16 protein-coding genes and 4 pseudogenes are annotated in these 22,878 nt (G+C 37.1%); 5 read left to right on the top strand and 15 right to left on the bottom strand.

The window, feature by feature from the left end:
* The first annotated feature begins 184 nt into the window (after positions 1 to 184).
* Complete coding sequence (locus ACJ004_RS02990) at positions 185 to 1,429, top strand: helix-turn-helix domain-containing protein (RefSeq protein WP_410891038.1); 1,245 nt, start codon at positions 185 to 187, stop codon at positions 1,427 to 1,429.
* Between the two features lie 653 nt (positions 1,430 to 2,082).
* On the opposite strand, the pseudogene ACJ004_RS02985 reads toward ACJ004_RS02990, so the two are convergent.
* Positions 2,083 to 2,175, bottom strand: a pseudogene (locus tag ACJ004_RS02985) (adenine methyltransferase); the annotation flags it as partial.
* Positions 2,176 to 2,545: 370 nt separating this feature from the next.
* On the opposite strand from ACJ004_RS02985, the gene ACJ004_RS02980 reads away from it, so the two are divergent.
* Both ACJ004_RS02980 and ACJ004_RS02975 read left to right on the top strand, forming a co-directional pair.
* On the top strand, positions 2,546 to 3,715 hold the full coding sequence (locus ACJ004_RS02980) for a processed acidic surface protein (protein ID WP_410891037.1): 1,170 nt from the start codon (positions 2,546 to 2,548) through the stop codon (positions 3,713 to 3,715).
* Between the two features lie 2 nt (positions 3,716 to 3,717).
* Entirely contained in the window at positions 3,718 to 4,374 is a 657-nt protein-coding gene (locus ACJ004_RS02975) for a class D sortase (RefSeq protein ID WP_410891036.1), read from the top strand.
* 366 nt (positions 4,375 to 4,740) lie between these two features.
* On the opposite strand, the gene ACJ004_RS02970 is transcribed toward ACJ004_RS02975, so the two are convergent.
* The 5 genes and pseudogenes from ACJ004_RS02970 to ACJ004_RS02950 form a co-directional block, all read right to left on the bottom strand.
* Positions 4,741 to 8,694: a S8 family serine peptidase gene (locus ACJ004_RS02970; protein WP_410891035.1), complete on the bottom strand. Its 3,954-nt coding sequence runs from the start codon at positions 8,692 to 8,694 to the stop codon at positions 4,741 to 4,743.
* Positions 8,695 to 9,158: 464 nt separating this feature from the next.
* On the bottom strand, positions 9,159 to 9,593 hold the full coding sequence (locus ACJ004_RS02965; RefSeq protein ID WP_410891034.1) for a hypothetical protein: 435 nt from the start codon (positions 9,591 to 9,593) through the stop codon (positions 9,159 to 9,161).
* A 174-nt stretch (positions 9,594 to 9,767) separates the two neighbouring features.
* Positions 9,768 to 9,884: pseudogene (locus ACJ004_RS02960) on the bottom strand (rhamnulose-1-phosphate aldolase); the annotation flags it as partial.
* Positions 9,885 to 10,008: 124 nt separating this feature from the next.
* Entirely contained in the window at positions 10,009 to 11,265 is a 1,257-nt protein-coding gene (odhB, locus tag ACJ004_RS02955) for a 2-oxoglutarate dehydrogenase complex dihydrolipoyllysine-residue succinyltransferase (RefSeq protein ID WP_410891033.1), read from the bottom strand.
* A gap of 84 nt (positions 11,266 to 11,349) precedes the next feature.
* Positions 11,350 to 14,241 carry a 2-oxoglutarate dehydrogenase E1 component gene (locus ACJ004_RS02950; protein WP_410891032.1) on the bottom strand — a complete coding sequence of 964 codons (2,892 nt, stop codon included), beginning with the start codon at positions 14,239 to 14,241 and terminating at the stop codon, positions 11,350 to 11,352.
* A 170-nt stretch (positions 14,242 to 14,411) separates the two neighbouring features.
* Between ACJ004_RS02950 and ACJ004_RS02945 the strand changes: the two genes are divergently transcribed.
* Entirely contained in the window at positions 14,412 to 15,296 is an 885-nt protein-coding gene (locus tag ACJ004_RS02945) for a LysR family transcriptional regulator (RefSeq protein WP_410891269.1), read from the top strand.
* Between the two features lie 84 nt (positions 15,297 to 15,380).
* Here the strand turns inward: ACJ004_RS02945 and ACJ004_RS02940 are convergent, their stop codons facing one another.
* From ACJ004_RS02940 to ACJ004_RS02915, 6 genes and pseudogenes are all read right to left on the bottom strand, one after another.
* Complete coding sequence (locus ACJ004_RS02940) at positions 15,381 to 16,142, bottom strand: DeoR/GlpR family DNA-binding transcription regulator (RefSeq protein ID WP_410891031.1); 762 nt, start codon at positions 16,140 to 16,142, stop codon at positions 15,381 to 15,383.
* 201 nt (positions 16,143 to 16,343) lie between these two features.
* Positions 16,344 to 16,885 (bottom strand): annotated as a pseudogene (locus ACJ004_RS02935) (bifunctional rhamnulose-1-phosphate aldolase/short-chain dehydrogenase); the annotation flags it as partial.
* A 248-nt stretch (positions 16,886 to 17,133) separates the two neighbouring features.
* Positions 17,134 to 17,985 carry an SCO family protein gene (locus ACJ004_RS02930; protein WP_410891030.1) on the bottom strand — a complete coding sequence of 284 codons (852 nt, stop codon included), beginning with the start codon at positions 17,983 to 17,985 and terminating at the stop codon, positions 17,134 to 17,136.
* A 377-nt stretch (positions 17,986 to 18,362) separates the two neighbouring features.
* A pseudogene (locus tag ACJ004_RS02925) lies at positions 18,363 to 19,161 on the bottom strand (ABC transporter ATP-binding protein).
* Positions 19,162 to 19,340: 179 nt separating this feature from the next.
* On the bottom strand, positions 19,341 to 19,805 hold the full coding sequence (locus ACJ004_RS02920; protein WP_410891029.1) for a flavin reductase family protein: 465 nt from the start codon (positions 19,803 to 19,805) through the stop codon (positions 19,341 to 19,343).
* A gap of 135 nt (positions 19,806 to 19,940) precedes the next feature.
* A complete protein-coding gene (locus tag ACJ004_RS02915; protein ID WP_410891028.1) occupies positions 19,941 to 20,609 on the bottom strand; it encodes a protein kinase family protein in 669 nt (222 codons plus the stop codon).
* A 162-nt stretch (positions 20,610 to 20,771) separates the two neighbouring features.
* Between ACJ004_RS02915 and ACJ004_RS02910 the strand changes: the two genes are divergently transcribed.
* The gene (locus ACJ004_RS02910; protein ID WP_410891027.1) at positions 20,772 to 21,323 is read left to right on the top strand and encodes a GNAT family N-acetyltransferase; all 552 of its coding nucleotides are present in this window, start codon (positions 20,772 to 20,774) and stop codon (positions 21,321 to 21,323) included.
* 13 nt (positions 21,324 to 21,336) lie between these two features.
* On the opposite strand, the gene ACJ004_RS02905 is transcribed toward ACJ004_RS02910, so the two are convergent.
* From ACJ004_RS02905 to ACJ004_RS02895, 3 genes are all read right to left on the bottom strand, one after another.
* Positions 21,337 to 21,537, bottom strand: a complete 201-nt coding sequence (locus tag ACJ004_RS02905; protein WP_410891026.1) for a hypothetical protein — start codon at positions 21,535 to 21,537, stop codon at positions 21,337 to 21,339.
* Positions 21,538 to 21,630: 93 nt separating this feature from the next.
* A complete protein-coding gene (locus ACJ004_RS02900; protein ID WP_410891025.1) occupies positions 21,631 to 22,176 on the bottom strand; it encodes an outer spore coat protein CotE in 546 nt (181 codons plus the stop codon).
* Positions 22,177 to 22,425: 249 nt separating this feature from the next.
* Positions 22,426 to 22,878: a YlbF/YmcA family competence regulator gene (locus ACJ004_RS02895; protein ID WP_410891024.1), complete on the bottom strand. Its 453-nt coding sequence runs from the start codon at positions 22,876 to 22,878 to the stop codon at positions 22,426 to 22,428.

Here is a 22,878-nt window from a genome sequence, read left to right as displayed (position 1 = left end):
GTTTCAAATATATAGATTATTATATAATCAGGTATTTCTTTTAGCTATGGGGGTTTTCTTGTGTGATTTTCTACCTAAACACTTTCATTTTTTTCTTTTAATTTTAAAAAACCTAATAAACACCCTATTTCAAATTGGGGTTATAATCATATTTTAGTAAATTACAACAAAGTGGGGATATATTTTGATTGAAGGTAAAATTATACAATTCTATAGAATACAGAAAAATATGAAACAATCTGAGTTAGGAGAAGGGATATGTTCTACAACTCACATTAGTAAGATCGAACGAGGATTAACTGAAGTCTCTCCAAAAACACTCCAATTATTAGCTGATAAACTAGAAATAGATTTGCAAACTGAAATAAAAACTTATATGAGTCTAGATATTCTACTAAAAGAATGGCTATATTCTATTAGTATGAAAATTCATACAAAAGCGGATCAGTTAAAGGAAAAACTTGAACATGTAGCACTTCTACAAATGCCTACTTTCTTCCAATTTTACATACTTATTCTTACTAGGCATTATTTATCAACAGGTAATCAATCACAGGCGCTTAAGTGTTTAAAAAAAATGGAATCTTGCCAGGAGTTATCTCAATTTGAAAAAAATTTATTCCTTCACAATAAAGGATTTTACGAATTAAGATTTACTAAAAACTTTCATAAAGCCATTTCAATTCTAAATGATATTGATGGAAATCAATATACTCATGAATATCTATATCATTTGGCATACGCCTATGACTCTATTAACTCACGAGTGTTAGCTTTATACTATGCAAGTAAAGCTTTGCAGTACTTTAAAGACGCTAGTTGCTTTACCCGAATAATTGAAACTGAAACACTCATACTAATGCAACTTGAACAATCTAATGAGATGATCTCATTAGATTCTGAATTTAATCGACTAATCGACATGACGGTAGAATACGGACTGAATGATCATAGGGCTAGTCTCTACACTAATTTTGGATACTTTAAACTTCGTGAAGGGAATTATTTAAAGGCTATTGAGTGCTATGAAAATGCTATGTATTCATGGGAACACAAGAATTCATATTATTATCTTTGCTCTCTAGAAGAATATATCACCACTCTAATTAAGGGGAAATTGAAATCGAAAGATGAAATTTTAGCTCTAGCTAAAGAAGGACTTAAGCTTGCCAAAAAAACGGATGAATTACTGCATATTCATATTTTTAATCTTCATATCCTTACCATTCAAGATCAAAAAGATGATTATTATCAGTACCTTGAGTATAAAGCTACACCATATTTCAATAAAATAAACATGCAACAAGTAACAGAAGATTATCAAATTCAACTTTTTGATTACTATATGGAAAATCAGGAAATGAATAAAGCTAATTCATTGGCCAAATCAATCATCGATAATTATCGAAAAAACATTCAATTTCTTTAGATAAAATTCTATCAGTTAATAATTTTAAAAAATGGCAGCGTTCTTAATGAATTCGCTGCCTTACTTATCCTCATTTTTATCTAAATACTTTAACTAAATAACGATTTTAAATTTTGTGCCCCAATTAAGCTCACCTTGGCAATAATGGCAAAGTTTCGTTGTTCCGCTTCGGAAATGGCGCGCAAATAAGGTTTGCTTAACTCCAACCCCTTCATCTAAAATGGCTATTAAAAAATCGGACTAAAATTGTGATTTTTTAAATTTAAATCATAATAATTGTACTTTTATACAAATTGTAAAAAATCCAATTAAAAGAGACCGTCTTATAACGATCTCACTTGTTAATTTTTTTTAATCCTTCGCATCATGGGGCAAAACTAAGTATTTCATTTTTACATGGCTATAACTGTATTAATTTTGGCTTGATTCCCGAATATTACAACTGCACTTGGAAAAGGTGCTGAATTATGGCTATCTCCGAATTTCAACCGACCTTTAACTAACCTAATTTCACCCTTCATACAATATTCATGCCACCATTTAGTATCAGTTCTAGCAGGAAGGAAGCAAACAAACAACTGTTGCTCCATTTAAAAATGATTCATAAGCTTTTTTTACCCATTCTCCTATAAATGACCATATGGAGGATTCATCTAACAAATGCCTTTCCATTCTTGTTTCAGCCCGTCAATTTCTTTGGTGAAATATTGCAGACACTTGGCGTTCTCCTCGCTAGCACAAACATCTAATTCATACGAACATTTCTATATCAATGGTTACACTTAATTTCAAGGTTTCTTCGCCAATATATATCATACTTTTCCTAAACTGTAGGTCGGAGGTTCGAATCCTCTCTGGGACGTAAAAGTTTGATAAGCGTATAGAGAAAAGGGTTTTGTAGCGTATGTTAATCAGTTGTTTATAAAATTGAAACTACGTTTACAAGCCCTTTTTTCGTTGTATGTTGGATTCCGATAAAGTGCCCTGCAATTTTTCATTTTTTCTGTAAAAATAAGAAAATTCAGGTCGTTACAGATATGAAAACATCTTCTCAGTTCCAGCGTCCTAGGTTATACTAATCTAGTAATTATCATATAAATATAGGGGGATAACTTTTTGAAGCGTCTTATGTCTGTTTTCATGGCATCTTTTATTATTCTTGGACTAATACCTATAACTGCTTTTGCTCAAGTTGAGCCTAAGAGTCAGGAGTTTCAAACCTTTTTACAAGAAATTGGTATGTCCGAAGATGAATTTATATCCTATTTAAAGGATACACACGATTTTACCTTGGCAGACTTTGATTCCTTCTCAGAATTAAAGAATTACCTGGGGGATCCTGTTAATGAAACCAATCTCCAAGAACTCCTCGATGAGTATGAAATAACAAAACCAGAACTTGAAAATCTACTCAAAGAAAATGGGACATCCTTGGATGAGTGCGTATTTTATGATGACCTAGACTATAAGGTTTATGAATTATTATATAAGGAAGAATTAACACCGATAACAGAAGAAAACCTGAAGGAGCTTCTTTCTAATTATGACTTCCCATCGAAAGAAGAGCTTGAAAAGTTATTAAATGAGAATAATGACTCGATTGAAAACTATGAATATATTGAAGACCTTGAAATGGCATTGGCGGAAATTGTTTATAGTGGAGCACAGGACGAGATAAAAACGATGCTCGATGAGATTGGCTTAACAGAAGCTGAAATAAATAAACTAAGTGAATATATAATGATGAAATTCTCAGATGAGAATGCCAATTCGGAAGAGTTTGGCACAAAGATGGAGGAAATTGCAAACCGCCTTATGTCCTTCAAAGATTTTGACAGTGCGGATGACCTGACTGCAGAGAATGTTGCCGAAATCCTGGATGTTTGGAATGACCTGCTTAATCTTTTCGAATTGAAAACGGAGTTTTATTTAACCAAAGATGGAAAAACAACTCCTTTGTCAATTGATTCTCTTATTAAAATGGATTCTCTTAATGGGGCTGATTTGCTGATAAAAATTTTCTCTAAAGACGGTGAGTTTCTTGCCGATATGGTGTTAACAGCTAAAATGTTCGATTCAGATTTGCTCACTGAAACAGGTAAGGACCTTGAGATAACAAAGGATGTAGTTAAAGTGGTGGATAAGCTCCCTAAGAAAGTAAAAACGGTTAATGGGGGCACTTTGCCAAGAACCGCTTCCGACTATCTGCCAAACGCTTTAGGCGGTCTTTCAATCGCAATAGCAGGCCTGTTACTGTACAGAAGAATGAAAGTAAACGGTATTTAGAAATGACAAATACAACAAAAAGAAGAACTAGAAAGCTGGTTCTTCTTTCTCTTTCAATGGCAATAGTCGTTTTTGGCTTATGGTTTAGCGGGACAAATACTTTTAAGTTTTTAAAAGGATATTTGTTATATAAAACGGCTCAAACCAGCTCCGAACAGGTTCATGTTAAGCAGTCTGAACCGAAAAAAGCCGACACCTATAAGGTGGATGAACCCCTATATTCCAAAAGGCCCCAAAAAGGGGAAATGATCGGCGAGCTGTTTATCCCAAAGCTAAAGGCATCCCTTCCCATATATCACGGCACAGATGAGGATGAACTTGAAAAAGGAGTCGGCCATTTTGCTGGCAGTGTTCTTCCTGGGGAAAAGGATAACTCTGTGCTTTCCGGACACCGTGATACCGTCTTTCACAGGCTCGGCAGCGTTGGAAAGGGTGATTTGTTAATCGTTTCCACCTCAGCCGGCAAATTCACATACAAGGTAAGGAAAGTTCGGATTGTAGCTGCCGACGATCGCACGGTTATTGTACCAAAGCCACGTGCCACTTTAACCGTGACCACCTGTTATCCTTTCAATTTTATAGGCAAAGCACCGAAGCGTTATATCCTGGTTTCAACTTTAATTAAAAGCGAGAAACAATTACAAGCTGGCGAGGGTTAAACTGTAACCCATAAAATGGACAGTCTCAAAAAGATAGACAATACGTTGACATATCGGATAGTTTCCTAAATTGTAGGTCTGAGGTTCGAATCCTCTCTGGGACGTAAGAGAAACCTTTGTCTTTCAAGGGTTTCTTTTTTTATTTACCATTTTTTGTTTTTCTTTTCCTCCGATTGAGAGCGAGGTGGGAGCAGCTACCTCCTTTCTTTAGTTGAAAAAGGAAAAGTTACTATTAATCCCTTAACTTCATTTTAGATAGTTAGTTTAACTTCCATTTGAGCAAAACAAAAAACTACTTATCTATAGAATCAAAAAATCCTGATCCCCAAAAAGCAGAGATCAGGATTTTCTATTTTAGTCTACAATTTATTTCACTAACGTAAACTGCGTTACTTTAAACGCGTCAATATTTATATAGGCGTTTGTTGCGGCGCTAGCTTTCTTTCCAGTCGCGACAATCTTGATTTTGTGTGCTTTATTTGCGAGACTTTGGGTCTCGTAAACATTCGCTTTATACTTATGGCTTGAAGAGTATAGGTCGATTTGCTTTACTTTTACACCGTCAATGTAAATATCAGCTTTTCCCATCGTTTTATATTTTAACGCGTAAAGTGTGATTCCCGTTCCAGTAAATGAGTATTCAAGGGATCCGGACGTTCCTTTCGTTTGCTGTATCGTTCCTCCGGAAGAATAAGTATACTTCGGCTTTATCCAAGTACCTGAATATTTAATAGTGGAATCTGTATTTTCAACGATTTTTGCCGTTTGGACGGAAAAGCTTATACTATATGATCCCATCCCTTTTAATGCAGATGGTACGATATAAAACAGTCCCGATTTTGTCGGTTTATAGATGATTTTTTCAGAAGAAGTAGTACCAGCCGATTTTTTAAGGGCAGTCGTGCCATAAATAGTCGTTGTTCCCATATTAAATAGCGAAAGATCAAAATTTGCACCAGTTGGGCCTGTAAGTTTAATCTCATATGTTTTGCCCTGTTCCAAGCGTTTAGACCAAACATCATTTACATCTTTGGCGTCGGCATTCAAGCTTCCCTTTGCCGTTCCTACCAATGGAAGACTTCCTTTTATGTCATCATCATAAACGAAAGTGACAGCTGGCGAAAAAGGCGTTTCCGTTTGCTCTTTTGTATTAATGACAACTACATAGTTGTAGGATTTTCCTGGTAAGGCAGTAGTATCAGAATAAACTGGTCCAGAAATAGGCTTTGTATTCAGTAGTACATAGTTTGCTTGTGAAGACTCTTTACGGTAAATGCTGTAAGATTCTGCCCATTGGACAGCTGACCATGTAATAACTGGATATTTTTTGACTTTATCATAGAAGGCTTTTAATGAAACAGGATTGCTTCTTACCAGTAATTTATCTACATTGATTCCTGAAGCACTTTTTCTCGAAGCAGGATCGCTTATTCCGGTCCAGACGATTTTGACTGTGTGTCTGCCGTATGAGGAAAAGTCCTTCGTAAAAATCGTTTGTTTTGCTTTAAAAGTACTAGAATAAAGAGAAGGAGATGCGACCTTAGTACCATCTATATATACATTGGCTATTCCCTGAGTCGGATCTTTGAACCCTTGCCAATCAAAGCTGTACCCAACAAAAGAAAAATTAACTTCTCCGATTGAATTAATGGTATTAGCAGATCCTCCTGAATACTCGGGATTAAATGAAGGCATCCAGCCCCCTAAGAAGGTCATTGAGTTTGAATCATCTTCATACGATCCTCCAAAATTACCAGTATAGAGCTTGTAGTTTCCGTTCCCTTTGTAGGCATAGATATTAACAAAATAGATGCCCGTTTTAGGAGCAGTAAACTTTATAGATTCATTGGATGTATTGGCATTCTCAGAGAACGCAAGCATTCCATTTGAATTGTTTATACTAGTTGTTGAGCCGTCAAACACATACAAATCAAAGTCAGTACCTGAAATACCATTCAGAGAAAGGGAGAGAGCTTCACCTTCTTTTAAGGATAAGGCAAAAACATCATTCTTATCTGTAGTGGCTTCCAAGCTGTCATTTAAAACACTTTTTTCTAATGGCACTCCTGGAGTTTCATTATCATCAAAGTTATCTAGATTCAATGAACTCACAAGTTTTCCACTGTTAACAAGTCCTTTTAATGATTCAAGGCTCTTTCCTTTTGTGCTTGTATATAACTTTAGCATTTCCGGTGCCATGCTTGGACGTAATCCTAGTAAAATAGCAGCTATCCCAGTTGTATGAGGGGTTGCCATCGACGTTCCGCTATAGAAATCATACGCCTGTGAATAATCAGAAACATATTTCGTATTTACGACTGTTTTAGAATCATTGGATTTAATAAAATCAGCAAAGTAATAAGGCGACTCATAGCGGTTTACTTCATATTTTGTATTTTCATAGATTCCACCAGATAGACCTTCTACATTCAAACTTGGTGCCATATCAGAAAAAACAGTTAAATGTAAATAGTCCTTAACAAGTGGTGATTTCTCTTGGGCAGATAAGGCATTCTGACCAGTTAACAACAAATTCCCACCATTGGATAGGAAATCTTTTAACATGTCAGCGTCGGTAGATGTTAAAGATGCGCCTTCTTCATTGAAAACCCCAATACCATTACCTGTAAACCATATCACTGCGTCAAAGGAAGATAATTCAGTGCTATCTAGGTAATCCGCTAGGGATGCATCAGAATTAACCGTAATGGCTGTAAGTGAAGAATGGTTGCTTAAAAGTTCTTTATAAATAGGTAAATAGTTTTTAAATAAGCCGGCAATTTCCGGTTCGTCTTTGAACATTTCTGCAAGGTCGCTTTCATCATCCTGGACAAGGAGAATGTTTTTAGACGAATCCACTCCTAAATAATCTAGTGCTTTATTAAAAGCCTCTTGTCTTTGTGACCCAGTTAATTTTTCGTACCCAATGCCATCAAAGATCGCCTTATAATTATCCCCGCTGATTTGTGCGGATGCTCCTGGCTGGTCAATACTCATTAATTTTGCAAGCTCGTCAACTGGGTATTTAGGAACTGAGCTTAAAATATCAACACCTGGTGCAGCAACATCAACGGAATCGTAGCCATAATTGGAGAAAGGTGCTATTTTACCCTTATTATCCACTGCAGCAACGGATAATATATTAGTAGATTCGAAGCTCGCAGGATAAGCACCGCCTTCATCATTATCCATTCCATCATTTCCGGCCGCAGCGACAAATAAACTATTACTATTGTTGATGGCATCTTCGAGTAAAGGGTCGTATTCTTCACCCCCCCAGCTATTATTCGTAATTTTTACACCCATCGATTTCGCATACGCAATTGCCTCGATGGCATCGGAAGTGGTTCCGCCCATAGGTCCTAGAAATTTTATTGGTAAAATTTTCACGTTTGGAGCTACACCAACAACACCTTTATTTGAACTAGTATCTGTTCCCTCTAAAGCGGCAGCGATCGTTCCGGAGACATGTGTTCCGTGCTCGTCCCCATCCAGTGCATCATAGACTGTGTTATCTTTGTTATAAAAATCCCATCCATGGACATCGTCAGTATAACCGTTCCCGTCATCATCGATATTATTGTTAGGGATTTCTTTCGGATTTGTCCAAATTTTCCCTTGTAAATCAGGATGATTGATATCAACTCCCGTATCAATGACACCAACCACAACTTCTGGAAGGCTGGAACTAAATTTACTCCACCCCTCAGGTGCATCTACATCTATATCTGCTAATCCATTAATCTCTTTAATTGCTTGTCCCGTATTGTTAAGACCCCATAACTGATCATAATAGTTAGGAGAATTGTTTAGATCAGAAGGATAATATTTGTAGTTAAGCTGTACAGATTCAATGTTATTATCATTTTCAAGTTTATTAATATACTCACTCGTACTTTGATCAGCTGGAATTTTTACAACCTCTGCATTTACAGATTTTAATTTCTTCGTAGATTTTAATGAATATTTCTTCTGGAGTGTGCTGATTTCCCCAGTGGTTACTTTCTTCTTATATTTAATGATTAATTCGCCAGATTGATATGTATTTTTGCTTTGTGATTCTTTTTTACTTAATTTTTCCTTGATCTCAGTTTCTAAATTACTATCTGTCTCTTTTTTAATAGAAACCTTGTTGCTTGCAGTTTTTACTTCTTTTATTTGGCTTTTTCTAAGGTTGTTACTAGAGCTCACTTGATTTTTGCCCATAACGGAACTGCTATTTCCTCTCGTTTGTGATGTTGCCTGCACGCCCCCTGGGAAAACGGTTGATAATAACAGAAAGGCAGTAACTGGTAAAGATAAAAGTGTTCTTTTCTTCATTCTGCACCCCTTAATATAAGATTGATAGAAATATTGTATGAGGAAGTCTTAGTGTCTAGCAAAAGGTGGTAAAACTTACTCACATTACCATAATAAACCAAAAAATATGTTTTTGGTATAAAAAATAGCTCTATTTTTATCATGTATGAAACATTTGATTGCTTCATCAATGTAATATTCAATATTAAAAGTTCACTTTCTTTTATTAGTCAGATGGTATCTGCAAAAAATCTAACAAACTTGGAAAAAAGGACACTATTATATATCAATATTTTTCCATAAACAGTAAAAACCGACAGTTTACTAAACTGTCGATCGGAGGTTCGTCTCTGGGACGCAAAAGCTTTATAAACACTGATTTTATCGCATTTCTGTCGGATCTAACTTTCCATAAGAGAGAAACATAATATCAGTGTATTTTTATGCGATTGGCCCAATCGAAATGGGGCTTAATGGTGGATTATTTATAAATCAACTTTTTTATTCGAACCATTTTTAAGAAGTCTATTTAAAAACCTTTTAGCTATTAAGATGACTGATGAAATGATTGCGAAGCCTAAGAAAAATACAACGTATCCCCATAATCCCACGATAGCATCTTGAAATTCCATGTTACCTCTATTAGTAATAGCTTGTTGTATTTCTATTGCAAATACTAAAACTACCATGAATGTAAAAGTATAGAGGAAAGATAGTATTGTGATCCCAAAGGGCATTTTAGATATGAATTTAGACAAAATAAGTACAATGAGAAATACTAAAATACCTATAATACCCATAATCCAAAAGTGTAAGTCTTTATCATTTAAACCAAGATTTAAATTATTACTTGCATATACTTGAATAAAATCATGGATATTATTTAAAAGTTCAGTAAGCATGAGAATTATTTCTTTCAAATTTACAACTCCTTCACTACCTTGTATTATAGCAAAAAAATCTCTCTCATGGTTTCTTTACATCAAATCATATCATATTTCGAATCGATCATCTGAACAAAAGGCATGCTCCCTGTTTTTAGGTGTATGCCTTTTGATTAAGCAACATATTTTACAGTTTCAAGATTCCTTCTCTTCTTTTACATTTTTAAAGTATTTTCCTGAACCGGTAACTGCAAAATATCTGCCGGCCAATTTAGAAGCATCAAAATTCATTGGTACTGTTCTTACAACTTTATCAACATCCAGGTAAGGTTCTGTCACAATATTCATTTGTTTATTTCTGATTAAACAAACAAAAACAGACCTAAAAGGTCTGTTTGCTTGGATTATTTTACGAGAAGTTAAAATAGATATTTGTATTCCTATCAAGCTTTTATCCTTCTAATAATAACGAATGTGGATCTTCCAACAATTCTTTTACTGCAACTAGGAAGCTAACAGCCTCTTTTCCGTCTACAATTCGATGATCATATGAAAGGGCAATATACATCATTGGGCGGTTTTCCATCCGCTCATTATCAATCGCGATTGGTCTTGTTTGGATTTTATGCATACCGAGAATCCCCACTTGCGGGCTATTCAAGATCGGCGTTGACATTAACGAACCGAAAACACCACCGTTGGTAATCGTAAATGTTCCGCCTTGCAAATCATTTAATGTAAGGGCGTTATCACGAGCTTTTTTACCAAGATTACTGATTTCTTGTTCGATTTCGGCAAAGTTTTTCTGGTTTGCACCGCGTACAACCGGTACGACCAACCCCTCTGGTGCTGCAACGGCAATTCCGATATCATAAAACTTTTTGAGAATCAATTCATCACCTTGAATTTCGGCATTTAACAGCGGAAATTGCTTTAAAGCTGAGACGACGGCTTTTGTAAAGAATGACATGAATCCAAGACGAACCCCATGTTTTTCAAAAAAGGCATCTTTTCGCTTATTACGTAAATCCATAACAGCCGACATGTCGACTTCGTTGAATGTGGTTAACATCGCCGCTGTATGCTGGACTTCTACTAGTCGTTTAGCGATTGTTTGACGTCGACGCGACATTTTCACACGTTCTACTGGTTTGTCAAACTCTTCATCAATTTGTTGTACAGCCGGCTTGGGGCTGGACTTTTCCACCTTTGGTTCTTCTTTTACCGCAGGTGTCGGTGTATATGCTTTTACATCATCTGGTCTAATTCTGCCAAGTGGATCACGGCTGCTTACTTGTGTTAAGTCGATTCCCAATTCTCTTGCCAATTTTCTGGCAGCTGGTGAAGCGATCGGACTTGCGGCTTTTGGAAGTTCTGGCTCAGGTTGGTTGCTATGCTGATTTACGGTTTTTACTTCCTCTGTTTTTTCCGGAGCTGCTGCTGTTGGAACAGCTGGAGTGGCTCCCGCAGCCGTATTCTCTTCGATAATCGCAATGACATCGCCTACCTCGACGATATCACCAGTCTCTTTTAATAATTTTGTGACTACACCTGAGTATTCGGCATTTAATTCTATATTAACTTTGTCGGTTTCCAGTTCAACAACACTATCTCCTTTGGTCACTTTATCACCAATATTAATAAGCCATTGGGAAATGGTTCCTTCTGTAATGGATTCTGCTAGTTCTGGTACTTTGATTTCAATCATCTGTTGTATCCTCCTAGGTATGATGTTAAGTCCCTATTATGTTAGTTTTTCAACTATAGTATTTTGCCTGATTATAATGGTTAGTTAGTAACTAGCTCTCTTTCTTGTTTCTGAGTAGCTACTAGACTCTATATAGTTCAAAGCCTGTTGGATGATGCGTTCTTGTTCCTTCTTATGAACGATCGAATCGCCGCCTGCCGTACTTGAACGCTCTTGACGCCCAATGTAACCAACTTCCAGGCTGCCGGAAGCAAGATCAAAAAGCGTAGGGGCGATATAATGCCACGCGCCCATATTTTGCGGTTCTTCTTGCACCCATACGATTTCCTTCAAATTTGGGTAACGCTTCAAGATGGCTTCTACTTTTTCCTTAGGAAATGGATACAATTGTTCGATTCGAACGATGTGTATTTCTTCTAAGTTGCGATTTTCTTTCTTTGCGTCAATTTCTACAGCCAGATCGATGGCCATCTTACCCGTTGTTAACACTAAACGCTTTACCTTATCTGCCGCTTTTCCAAGCTCAGGCTGTTCCACAACCGTTTGGAAATGGCCTTCGCTTAGAGCAGTACCAGGAGAAGCGACTAACGGGTGGCGCAGCAGACTCTTTGGCGTCATAATCACCAATGGCCGAACAAACTCAGTTCCTAAGATAGATGCTTGACGGCGTAAAACATGAAAATATTGGGCCGCACTTGTCAGATTGGCAACCGTCCAGTTGTTTTCAGCTGCTAACTGTAGAAAGCGTTCAGGACGGGCACTGGAATGCTCTGGACCCTGGCCTTCATACCCGTGTGGCAACAGGAGGATAAGCCCTGATTTTTGCCCCCATTTTGCTCTCGCAGATGAAACAAATTGATCATAGAGGGGCTGTGCAGTGTTGGCAAAGTCGCCATATTGCGCTTCCCACATGACAAGCGTTTCAGGAGCAAATACATTATATCCATATTCAAAACCTACAACAGCTGCCTCCGAAAGCGGGCTATTATGAACCGCAAACGATGCTCGTGCTTGCGGAAGATGGTGCAATGGTGAATAGGTTTCGTTTGTTTCCGAGTCATGGAGTACAATGTGCCGCTGCGCAAACGTTCCACGCTCAGAATCTTGGCCAGTTAGACGAATCGGCGTACCTTCTTTTAACATCGATGCAAATGCCAGCACTTCAGCTACCGCCCATTCTACTTTCCCGTTTTCTTCTAATGCCTTATCACGGCGCTCCAGGATCCGCTTTAATTTTGGATACACATGAAAACCTTCTGGCCATTTCAGCAAATCTTGGTTTAATTCACGAAGAGTATCAAGTGGCACACTGGTTTCCATCGGTGGAATTCCTTTGGAGATCACTCTCGGAACCTCTACTTCTTCAAAGAGTTCATCCTGCTTCTTCTCTGAAACTTTTTCATACTCAGCTTGCAACATTTCTTGTACGCTGCGATTGATTTGCTCCACTTCTTCTTGTTTAAGAATGCCTCTATTTTGCAACTGATTGGAATACAACGCTCTTACAGTTGGATGGTTCACAATTTTTTTGTATACTTGTGGCTGGGTGACCGCTGGGTCGTCCATTTCATTGTGGCCAAATCGACGGTATCCAACTAAATCAATCAAAAAGTCCTTTTGAAACCGAGTACGGTATTGATAGGCAAGACGAACAGCGGCCAGACATGCTTCTGGATCGTCCGCATTTACATGGACAATCGGAATCTCAAATCCTTTTGCTAAGTCACTTGAATATCTCGTCGAACGTGAATCGTGGCTATCTGTCGTAAAGCCAACCATGTTGTTGGCAATGATATGGATGGTTCCTCCTGTTCGATATCCTTTTAATCCACTTAAATTCAAAGTCTCCGCTACAATTCCCTGACCAGGAAATGCTGCATCGCCATGGACCAAAATCGCCATCGCCCTTTTAACATCCTGCTCCGGGTAACCAGCCTTTTTTCGTTCTTCTTGGGCAGCTCTTGCAAAACCTTCGACGACCGGATCAACAAATTCAAGATGACTCGGATTATTGGCTAAGGTAATCCGTGCACGAACGTTACCGGGACCTTCCATGAATCGATTGCGACCTAAATGGTATTTCACATCACCAGTCCAGCCCTCACTAATGTCGACTAAATCTTCTGACGGGCCCTGTTGTTTGGCAGACGAATGCTGAAATTCAGAGAACATCTTGCTGTATGGTTTGCTTAACACATGTGCAAGGACACTTAAGCGGCCACGATGCGCCATTCCAATCACAACATTACGCGCTCCATTCCCGACACCTTCGTGTACCGCTTCATTTAGCATGGGTACTAGCATGTCAACGCCTTCAATGGAGAATCTTTTTTGACCGACGAAGGTTTTATGCAAAAATTGTTCAAATCCTTCTACCTCAGTCAAAGATTGTAACAAGTTCTTTTGCTCTTCTTTAGACAAGGAACGATGTAAGGAACCCGTCTCCACCATTTGAGTTAACCATGCTCGTTCATCCATATGTTGCACATGGTTAAATTCATAGGCTAATGTGGAAGTATAAATACTCTTTAAATGGTTGATAGCATCCCATGCGGTTTGAATGCCAACTGGTGCCTCCTCCCAAACAAGTTTGGATGGAATCGCTTTCAAGTCCTGCTCACTTACCCCATATTTTTCTGGATTAAACAATTTTTGATTTTGTTGATTTGCCTCTACTGGGTTCATGTTTGCCGCTAAATGTCCATTGGAACGAATGTCTTCAAGCAGTTTTACTACTTTGAGGACTTTCTGTATATTTACGGAATTTTCAACTTTGATTGATTCTTTATTGTTGCTTTCTTTGGCATCTCTTGACTCATAAGACAAAGGTGAGCCCCATTTAATAAAAAGTTCTTTTAATTTTGGATCAATGGAGTCTTCTCCGTTCGTATAGCGTTCATATTGTTCGATTACATAGCCAAGGTTTGGACCATTGAATTTTCTCCAAGGATTTTGTTGGTTTTGCTGTATTCCCATTCACAATTCCCCCATTGTTGTGTTACTATATATGTCTTGTTTCGGATTATTTAATGACATTATAATTAATTGCTTAAGGTTAAGGATAATGTAATAATTGAAATAAATAAAATGCTAAAAAATTATATTAATCTATAAAAAATATTTATATCAGATAGATGGGTGGAAAAATGGATTACCGTGACTGGGAAATACTAAAGGTGCTTTATCATCAAAAGAATCTAACAAAAACAGCTCGCCTCTTATTTCTTACTCAACCCGCATTAACGACTCGATTAAAGCATATGCAGGAAGAACTGGGTATAAAAATCGTAACCCGTGAAAGCAGGGGGGTGCATTTTACCCCACAAGGAGAATATCTTGTTCATTGTGCTGAGGAAGCACTTGCTCATTATGAAAAGATAAAAGAAAATGTCCAAAATATGAGTAATAACGAAAGTGATGAAGTGGTTGGTACCTTGAAATTGGGGGTATCCAATTTTTTCGCGAATTATGAACTTCCTTATGTTTTAAAACTATTTAAAATGCAATATCCACATGTGGAATTCAAAGTAACTACGGGATGGAGCAGAGACGTCACTCAACTTATCCACAATAAGGATGTCCATATTAGTTTCGTTCGTGGAGATTATGGCTTTCGGGGATTATCGAAACATCAATTATTTGAGGAAACCATCTGCATTGCTTCAAAAAATGAGTTGGATCTTAAGGATCTCCCTCGTCTTCCAAGAATCGAATATAGAGGGGATTACTTGTTAAAATCAGTCATTGATCATTGGTGGGCTGAAAATTATGCGCAAGCCCCCTTTATCAGTATAGAGGTGGACCAAGTAGATCCCTGTAAAGAAATGGTTATCAACGGTTTAGGCTATGGAATTTTGTCCAGCAGGGTCCTTAAGGGGATAGAAGACTTATACAAAATCCACTTAAAAGATCAAGAAGGAAATCCAATTTTGCGGAGAACGTGGATGTATTATCATAAGGAAGCTCTGGAATGGAATGTTGTTAAAGCGTTCGTACACTTTATCGAAAATTTTGATTGGAAAGATAATTGAATGTAACAGAGATAATATGGATAGTGGTCCCAAAAGGTGGAATTAAGCAAGCCAAACACAATTTAGTGTGTTTGGCTCAAGGTCTTAGTTTACAATCAATAACTTTATCTTTTTTTCTTCCAGCTCGTTTCTAGTTACTTCATCTATATTGGAATCACTAATAATGCAGTCGATAGTTGAAATAGGGGCAATTTGCGAAAAGGAGCGTGTTCCAAATTTAGTGGAATCCACCATTAGGATGGTTTCATCTGCTATTTCCATCATATGCTTCTTTAATAATGCTTGTGACTCATTAAAATCACTTAGCCCTTTTTCAAGATGGACCCCTTTACAGGAAAGAAACGCTTTATTAACGTGATACATGCTGAGAGAACGTTCTGCAAGCGGTCCGACATATGATAGAGATTGTGAGAGTAATGTTCCTCCGGTAGAAATCACTTTGATTTGTTCTTTTTTACTAAGTTCAATTGCTACTTTTATGGAGTTTGTTAAAACGGTTAACGGCTGATCAGGGAGCTCCTTTGCTAAATACCATGCTGTAGTACTTGCATCTAACACAATTTGATCACCAATCTCAATCAAACGAACGGCTGCTCCTGCAATCTCCCTCTTTTGTTCCGCATTCGTGATTTCTCTTTCTAAATAGGAAATCTCCCCCTGCTCCTTTTCAATACTAACCGCTCCGCCATGACTTCGTATTAGTAGGTTCTCTTTTTCAAGCTTTTCAAGATCACGACGGATGGTTTCCTCTGTAACGGAAAACATCTTGCTAAGCTCGGTCACTCGAATACTCAGTCGTTCATTAACTATTTCCACAATCTTTTTTTGTCTTTCTGCTACTAGCACTTCATTTACCCCTTCCGATATAATTACTTCTATTTATGTTTGTTTGTATTTGTTTTCTACTTATTTTCATTATAACTATAACATATATTTTTGAAAAACAAACATACAATACCTAAAAAGAATGATTTATAAAGGGATTAGCCTACTAATTTTTTAATCTGGGAGAATTGAGTTTCAAATTCCTCACATGGTTTACTGATCTACCTTTCTAGAAAATTCTGTCTCTGCTGGAGCAAGAGTTAATTTATATAGTTCTAATGGCCAATATTCGACGTTGTAAGATTCATTCTCGCTTAAAGATACAAAGTTTCCTAATGTAGTAGCACCTTTCATAACAGCAATCGCACGATGATATAATGCCCCGCTTACTCTAGAGTTCCCAATTAATATAAAGTGGAACCATTTTGTGTGAACTAAATGGTCTGGACATGCTGCACCTATCTGTGAAAGCTCGGGAGCTTGCTCGCTGTTTACAAATTGAAGTACATCTTCACCACGATCAAACGTTAACAGCATCTTCTTTCTTCACTTACTGCTCCGCGGATAACAGGCATTACTTTAGCTAAAATACTAGTTGCTTCTTCCTCTGAAAGAGATTGATATTTTTCCCCGCCAAATACAGATGCTTCATCAATTCTTTCATTTATATATTGTTCTGCTTCATTAATGATTTCAATTGTTTTTGCATAAGACTGTTCAGAAGTTTCTCCCCACGTTACAAGTCCGTGTTTTTCCATTAGAACTTGTATAGCTTTTTCAGTATCCCAAAGATTCTTAACCATCCTAATTCCTCCGTTTGTTTGCATATGTGGTTATTAACTTCTATTTTCATTATAAATTAGTTCTGTTTATCTTTGAATACTAAAAATATAGTTTTGTTTTATATTTGTTTTTCTTTAAAAGAAATGAAATGTAAAAAGGGGTGACGAACACATATGCGTGCTCGTCACCCCTTTACTATCCACCATCAAAAAGGATAGTGGTCATTCCCCTATTTTTCAAGTGTAACTACCTGATATAATTCATTGCGGTCAATATTGCTCCCATTGAATTCATGTGTCAATAGTCCGTCCTCATTAAAGATAAACGTTTTGTTGTCATGTAATACTTCGACACCGTTGTTTTCGAAAAGCTCACCCAGCGTGTCGGCCAGGTTTTGAATCTGATTCTTATCTCCTGTCAGCATTTTAAGGTAAGACAAATCAAAGTTCATTTTCTTGGCGTGTTCTTTCATCGCTTCAGGTGTATCATTTTCAGGGTCAAGCGAAACAGAAACAAGTAAAAGATTATTTGTTTTACTTCCTTTCGATTTCAGATCCTGCTGCAAGTTGTTGAAATTACTCAATAAGATTGGACAAGCATTCGTATCAAGGCAATTTACATACGTAAAAGTCAGGACAACAGTTTTTCCGATAAGATCTTGTTTTGTCACTGAACGCCCATTCTCGTCGATTAACATAAAATCAGGTAAGGCAACGGCTCTTGTTACTTTATGAGCATTTTCTAATGTTTTTGCCTCGACTGAGAATTGCTTTTCATCCTCTAAAAATTCTCCATCGTGTTCTACTTTTATTACAGCAACCCATTCACCGTTCATCGCTAAACTAGCAGTTCCAATATACTTGCCATCCCCTATTTCTTCCACAGCGACCGGAATTGTTCCATGATCCATATTTTTCATATTTAATTCAGCACTCACTTGGGCACCCTCAAGCGGATTTCCCTGTTTGTCTGCCAAAGTAAACTGCATGGCATATCTTTTTCCAGGGGTAAATGTTTTTGGAGTGGTTAGTTTCACAGTCATTTTATTGGATGTCCCACAGCCCGCGATAAATAGGATCATGAGACTCAATATGAAGACAGAATATCTTTTCATTTTGCCCAACCTCACAGTCAGATTAATTGTTATAGTAAAGTTCTTATCCACTATATACTACAATCTAGATTAAAACTGTGAAGTTTTACACTTTAATCAAAAGACAAGGTTTTATCCAATTCTAGATGCAAGTAAATCCGCCTACGAAAACAAAATTGATATATTGGCTTTACATGCTTTTAATGATCTAGATACAAATGTTAATCCGAAGCGTCCGCTTGTAAACGAGTTAGCAGATATCTTACGCAAAGCTTATAAAGGGGTTCAAACTTTTTAATCCAATGACAATTGGTTGGCGCATGAATGCCTTCATGCGCCTTTTCTTAAGGGTATCAATTTCATCATTAATAGGTTTCGAGTCTTTCTTTTTCTGTTTTAGATAGCATCGGCCTGTCGTTCCTCCAATCTACATGAACTTGAAGATTGAAATATTCGGTTAGCTTTTCACTTGATAACAATTTACTTGTCTTTCCATCTGCAAACACTTGGCCCTCTTTAAGTAATAATGTTTTTGTAAAAATAGGTAAAATTTCTTCGACATGATGTGTTACATAAATCAACGTCGGAGCACCGGGGGTTTCTGCGATTTTCCTAACCGAATCTAACAGTTGTTCGCGCGCGATAAAGTCTAATCCATTCGTAGGTTCATCGAATATTAGCAAAGAAGAGTCAGCCATCAGTGCTCGTGCAATTAAGACCCGCTGCTTTTCCCCTTGTGATAATTTTTCATAATTGCGATTTGCATACTTAATACAGCCAAGTGTCTCTAATAGTTCAACTGCCATTTCTCATTTCATCTGTCGGTGTTTCATATAAACCGATCGAAGCAAAGGCACCGCTTAAGACAACCTCAAACGCATTATCACCTGGATGAAACTTTTCTTGAAGTGAAGAAGAGACAAACCCGATCTGTTTACGTAGCTTCTCACTTAGATAGGTTTTCCCAAATTCCATGCCAAGGACAGTTACCTTTCCATTTGTTGGAAAATAATAGACATTTAATAGATTCAAAATGGCTGTCTTTCCAGAACCATTTAAACCAAATAATACCCAGTTTTCTCCTTTATTAATCTTCCAATTTACATCTTGTAAAATCCAATTCCCATCGCGTATTAAAGAGACATTTTCAAGTTGCAATACCATTTGTTTACTCCTTTTCTTTTAATAAAATTATTGTATCTCCATTGTAACAAATTTTCAGAATATAAAAAAATAAGCCCTACCGGTGAGGACTTACTAATAAATTCAATCTACCTATTAAGCTATAAAAATAATTGATTTAAACTAGCACTTTTTTAAATTTTTCCATAAGTGATTTTTATTTACTCTTCTGCAAGCGATCGATATTTTCCACTAAAATAAATTAATGGGTCAGATTCCATCAGGTTAATATTAATTATCCTGCCAATAAATAGTGTATGGTCTCCCTCCACATGCTCTGCAGATACCTCGCAAGTAATTTGAGCCACAGTTCCTGGTAAAACCGGTATTCCTTCGAGACGGTCAAACACTATTTCTTGCTGCTTTTTCGTTTGACCCGCGAAAATCATTGATAATTCTTGCTGATACGAGGACAAAATATTAACCGAAAAGCTTTTGCTTTGTTTTATTTTTTCAAGCATTTGTGCTTTTTCAGCAATGGAAATGACGACAAGCTTCGGATTAAGAGATACAGACATAAAGGCGTTCGCAGTCATTCCGTGCACATCTCCAGCTACTTCCGTTAACACCACGGTTACACCTGTCGCAAACTTACCCATTGCGTTTCGAAATTGACGGTCATCCATAATTGCACCTCACTTAACGTTTAGTGGATTTCGTTTGCATCCAAATCTTGATACACCTCCACATTCAACTATTATATGAAGGCAGATGACTTAAATTAACCTAAAATATCGCATTCTAATTTGCTGTAACAGCTTTTAAATAAAATTATTCTCTTGATTGCTCTTCCTTTTCAAGCGGCGATACATCCGATAACCTTTGCGAACAGCATCGACGATAAAAAACGGGATTGGCGGATGATATTTATAAATATATGGAAGATAAATTTTATAGTAGGCCTTTTTTAAATCTTTCCATTTCCTACAATAACCTTGTTTATAAAAATCAGATATATCAACAATGTACCCTCTTCCTTCAAACATGACGACATTTTTCCCATGAACATCATAGGGATTTAATCCAACCGACCTTGCATAATCTAAACCTGAATCAATATCTTTAATTACAGTTTCGGGAATTTGAATTCCCTTTACCAATGCATCAAACAAGGTAATCCCTTCAAGCTTTTTTAAGATTAAATAATTTTCCCCATAATCATAAAGTGAAGAATAACTCTTATGATTTCCTAATCTTTTATATACTTCAATTTCCTTCTTAAGTTCTTCAGGACTTCGTCCATATACTTTTACAACCCATTCCGGATGAGCATCAAGCGTAAATACCCCAGCATAATTACCACTCCCGATGATTTTCCATATCTGTGACTGATTTTTCACGATAATCGGGTCAAACGGACTGATTGTAGTTAATTGTATATTCGGTAAAAGTTCGGTTTCTATTAAATTTATATACTCTGCTTTTTGCAAAATTGTACACCTTCTAAACCAAAATTATAGATAATTTAATGGAAATTTCTTTTATGCCATTATACACTAATAATTAATAGAAAGATTTAGAATTCATTTGGAAATTCCCTATTTTCAATTTTGTTAACGATGCGTAATAATGACTAAGAGAAAGGATTTGCGATGACTTTTCCCATTTTAGAAACGAAAAGGCTTAAATTAATTGAAATAACCCATCAGCATGTTGACTACTTATACGAAATTTTATCATTAGAAGAAGTGACTAGGTTTTATGGGACGAATCGTTTTACTTTACCTGTCGAAGCTTCAAGATTAATTGACATGTTTCATAAGAATCTTGTTGATAAACGCGGGATCCGTTGGGGTATCAAATTAAAAGAAAATCAGCGATTTATCGGTACCGTGGGTCTTAATGGTTTACAGTTAAAAAATAAGCGGGCGGAGATTGGCTATGAACTCCATCCAGATTATTGGAGAAGGGGCCTAGCAAGAGAGGCAATAAATGAAGTGATCCGTTTTAGCTTTCAGCAATTAGATTTATATCGAGTTGGTGCTGTGGTCTATCCGGAAAATGAAGCATCGATTAACTTACTTTTGAAGATTGGTTTCACAAAGGAAGGCAGACTGCGCGGCTATATCAATCAAAACGAACAATTTCATGACACATACGTCCTGTCTTTATTAAAGCCAGAATGGTTAGAAAGCCAGGATTAAACTCCTGACTTTCTTATTCCTCAAAATATTCCTTTATTTTTTTGGGGTTTTTCACTTCCGTATCATGATAATACGGATTATTTTCTAAAGCATCTTTGGGATCGAGATTGGTTTTGATCACTAGCATGGGTGAGGGTGAAGATTCGGCAATGATTCGGTCATTTAATTGGTCAAAATCAGGCATATTTTTATTTCCAGGCTGTCTAGGTTCCATCGTAACACCTCCTTATCATAGCTTGCTAATTTTGCCATTTAAAAATTCCCCTAAAAAGAAAAAAACTAGGAAGTAAAAACCTCCTAGTTACTTTTATTCTTCTTCTGAGCCGACTAAGAAATCTGGATTTAACTCCTCGAATTCTTCATCGTCTACGTCCATACCCCAATCATCATCGCAGTCCTTGCATTCCTCAGAGCTGACACGAACACAAACCTTTGTTTCGCCAATCACCTCTACAAGGAATTCTCTTTCGACATGGACGATGATACGATTGCCATTCGGGGAAATGACCGCTTCAACACAATTTGGCTGCTGCAGCACTCGAGCACAAATTTCATTGTCATCGAGGCAATCATGGTCACGATACTTTAACTTAATGACATCTGTATATTGGACACGTTCTGTGACAACTTCTGTTTTGGTATTATCATTAAAGGAATACCAAACATTGATATCGTAAGAGCCATGTATCTCCACAGTCTTGCCAACCTTTTTCGCATTGTATTTATGGTTGATGATCCAACAGCCAAGGATACTTGTTGGACTATGCGCCGGGCTAATCGTATGATTGGACTGGGTGAATTTACGTCCTTTCGCTACTACGGCCTTCGTAATTATCTCTCTATATTCTCCCATTTCGCGCGAACCCTCCTCATTCATTTTCATTTCATCGTATGCAAGATATAAGACTAGTGTGATATTTATTTTGATGAGTACTGGATAAAAGTTTAGTCATAGTTCATTTTATGCGGGATTTATAGGTGTGTGCCTTCCAGGCCTGTACTTAAAAAATGAAGAGTAATAAGATTTGGTATGCAGGGGAAAATTAATATAGAGTTAAGAAAATAAATAAAGCCAGGCTCGGTTAAAAGCCTGGCTAGTGTCTTAATGTTCGTGATCGCAATCGTCATGACCTTCACAAGAGCCACCATTTTGTATGCTGGAACCAGTTTCTCCCATCAATACATCACCGCCCGTTGAAATGATGATTTCGTCGGTGACCGTATTTGAAATGGTAGAAGCAATAATTTGCAGTAATTCGTTCACATCTAATTGTGATTGTTTGAATTCCTGTACGACAGGAATTTCATCTAATTCTTGCTCAATGGAAGCAATTTTATCTTCAACCTTCTTTAAAGCCTCAGGTTTGCCATAGTGCTGAAGATTTACAGCTTGCTTTTGCAATCCTTTAATGTCAGAAATCAGGGTATGAACTTTCTTGTTTCCATTTAATTGTGCTTCTGCACGTTTAAAAAAGTCAACCTCTTCTGTTTCAGCGATCATCCGTGCTAAGTCTGTCGCACGTGCAACGATATCATCTTTTGTATATTTCGCCAC

The sequence above is a fragment of the Neobacillus sp. 204 genome (genome assembly GCF_046562815.1).
GTDB lineage: Bacteria > Bacillota > Bacilli > Bacillales > Cytobacillaceae > Neobacillus.
The sequence above is the reverse complement of the archived record's forward strand: the minus strand, read 5'-3'. Positions and strand labels throughout refer to the sequence as shown.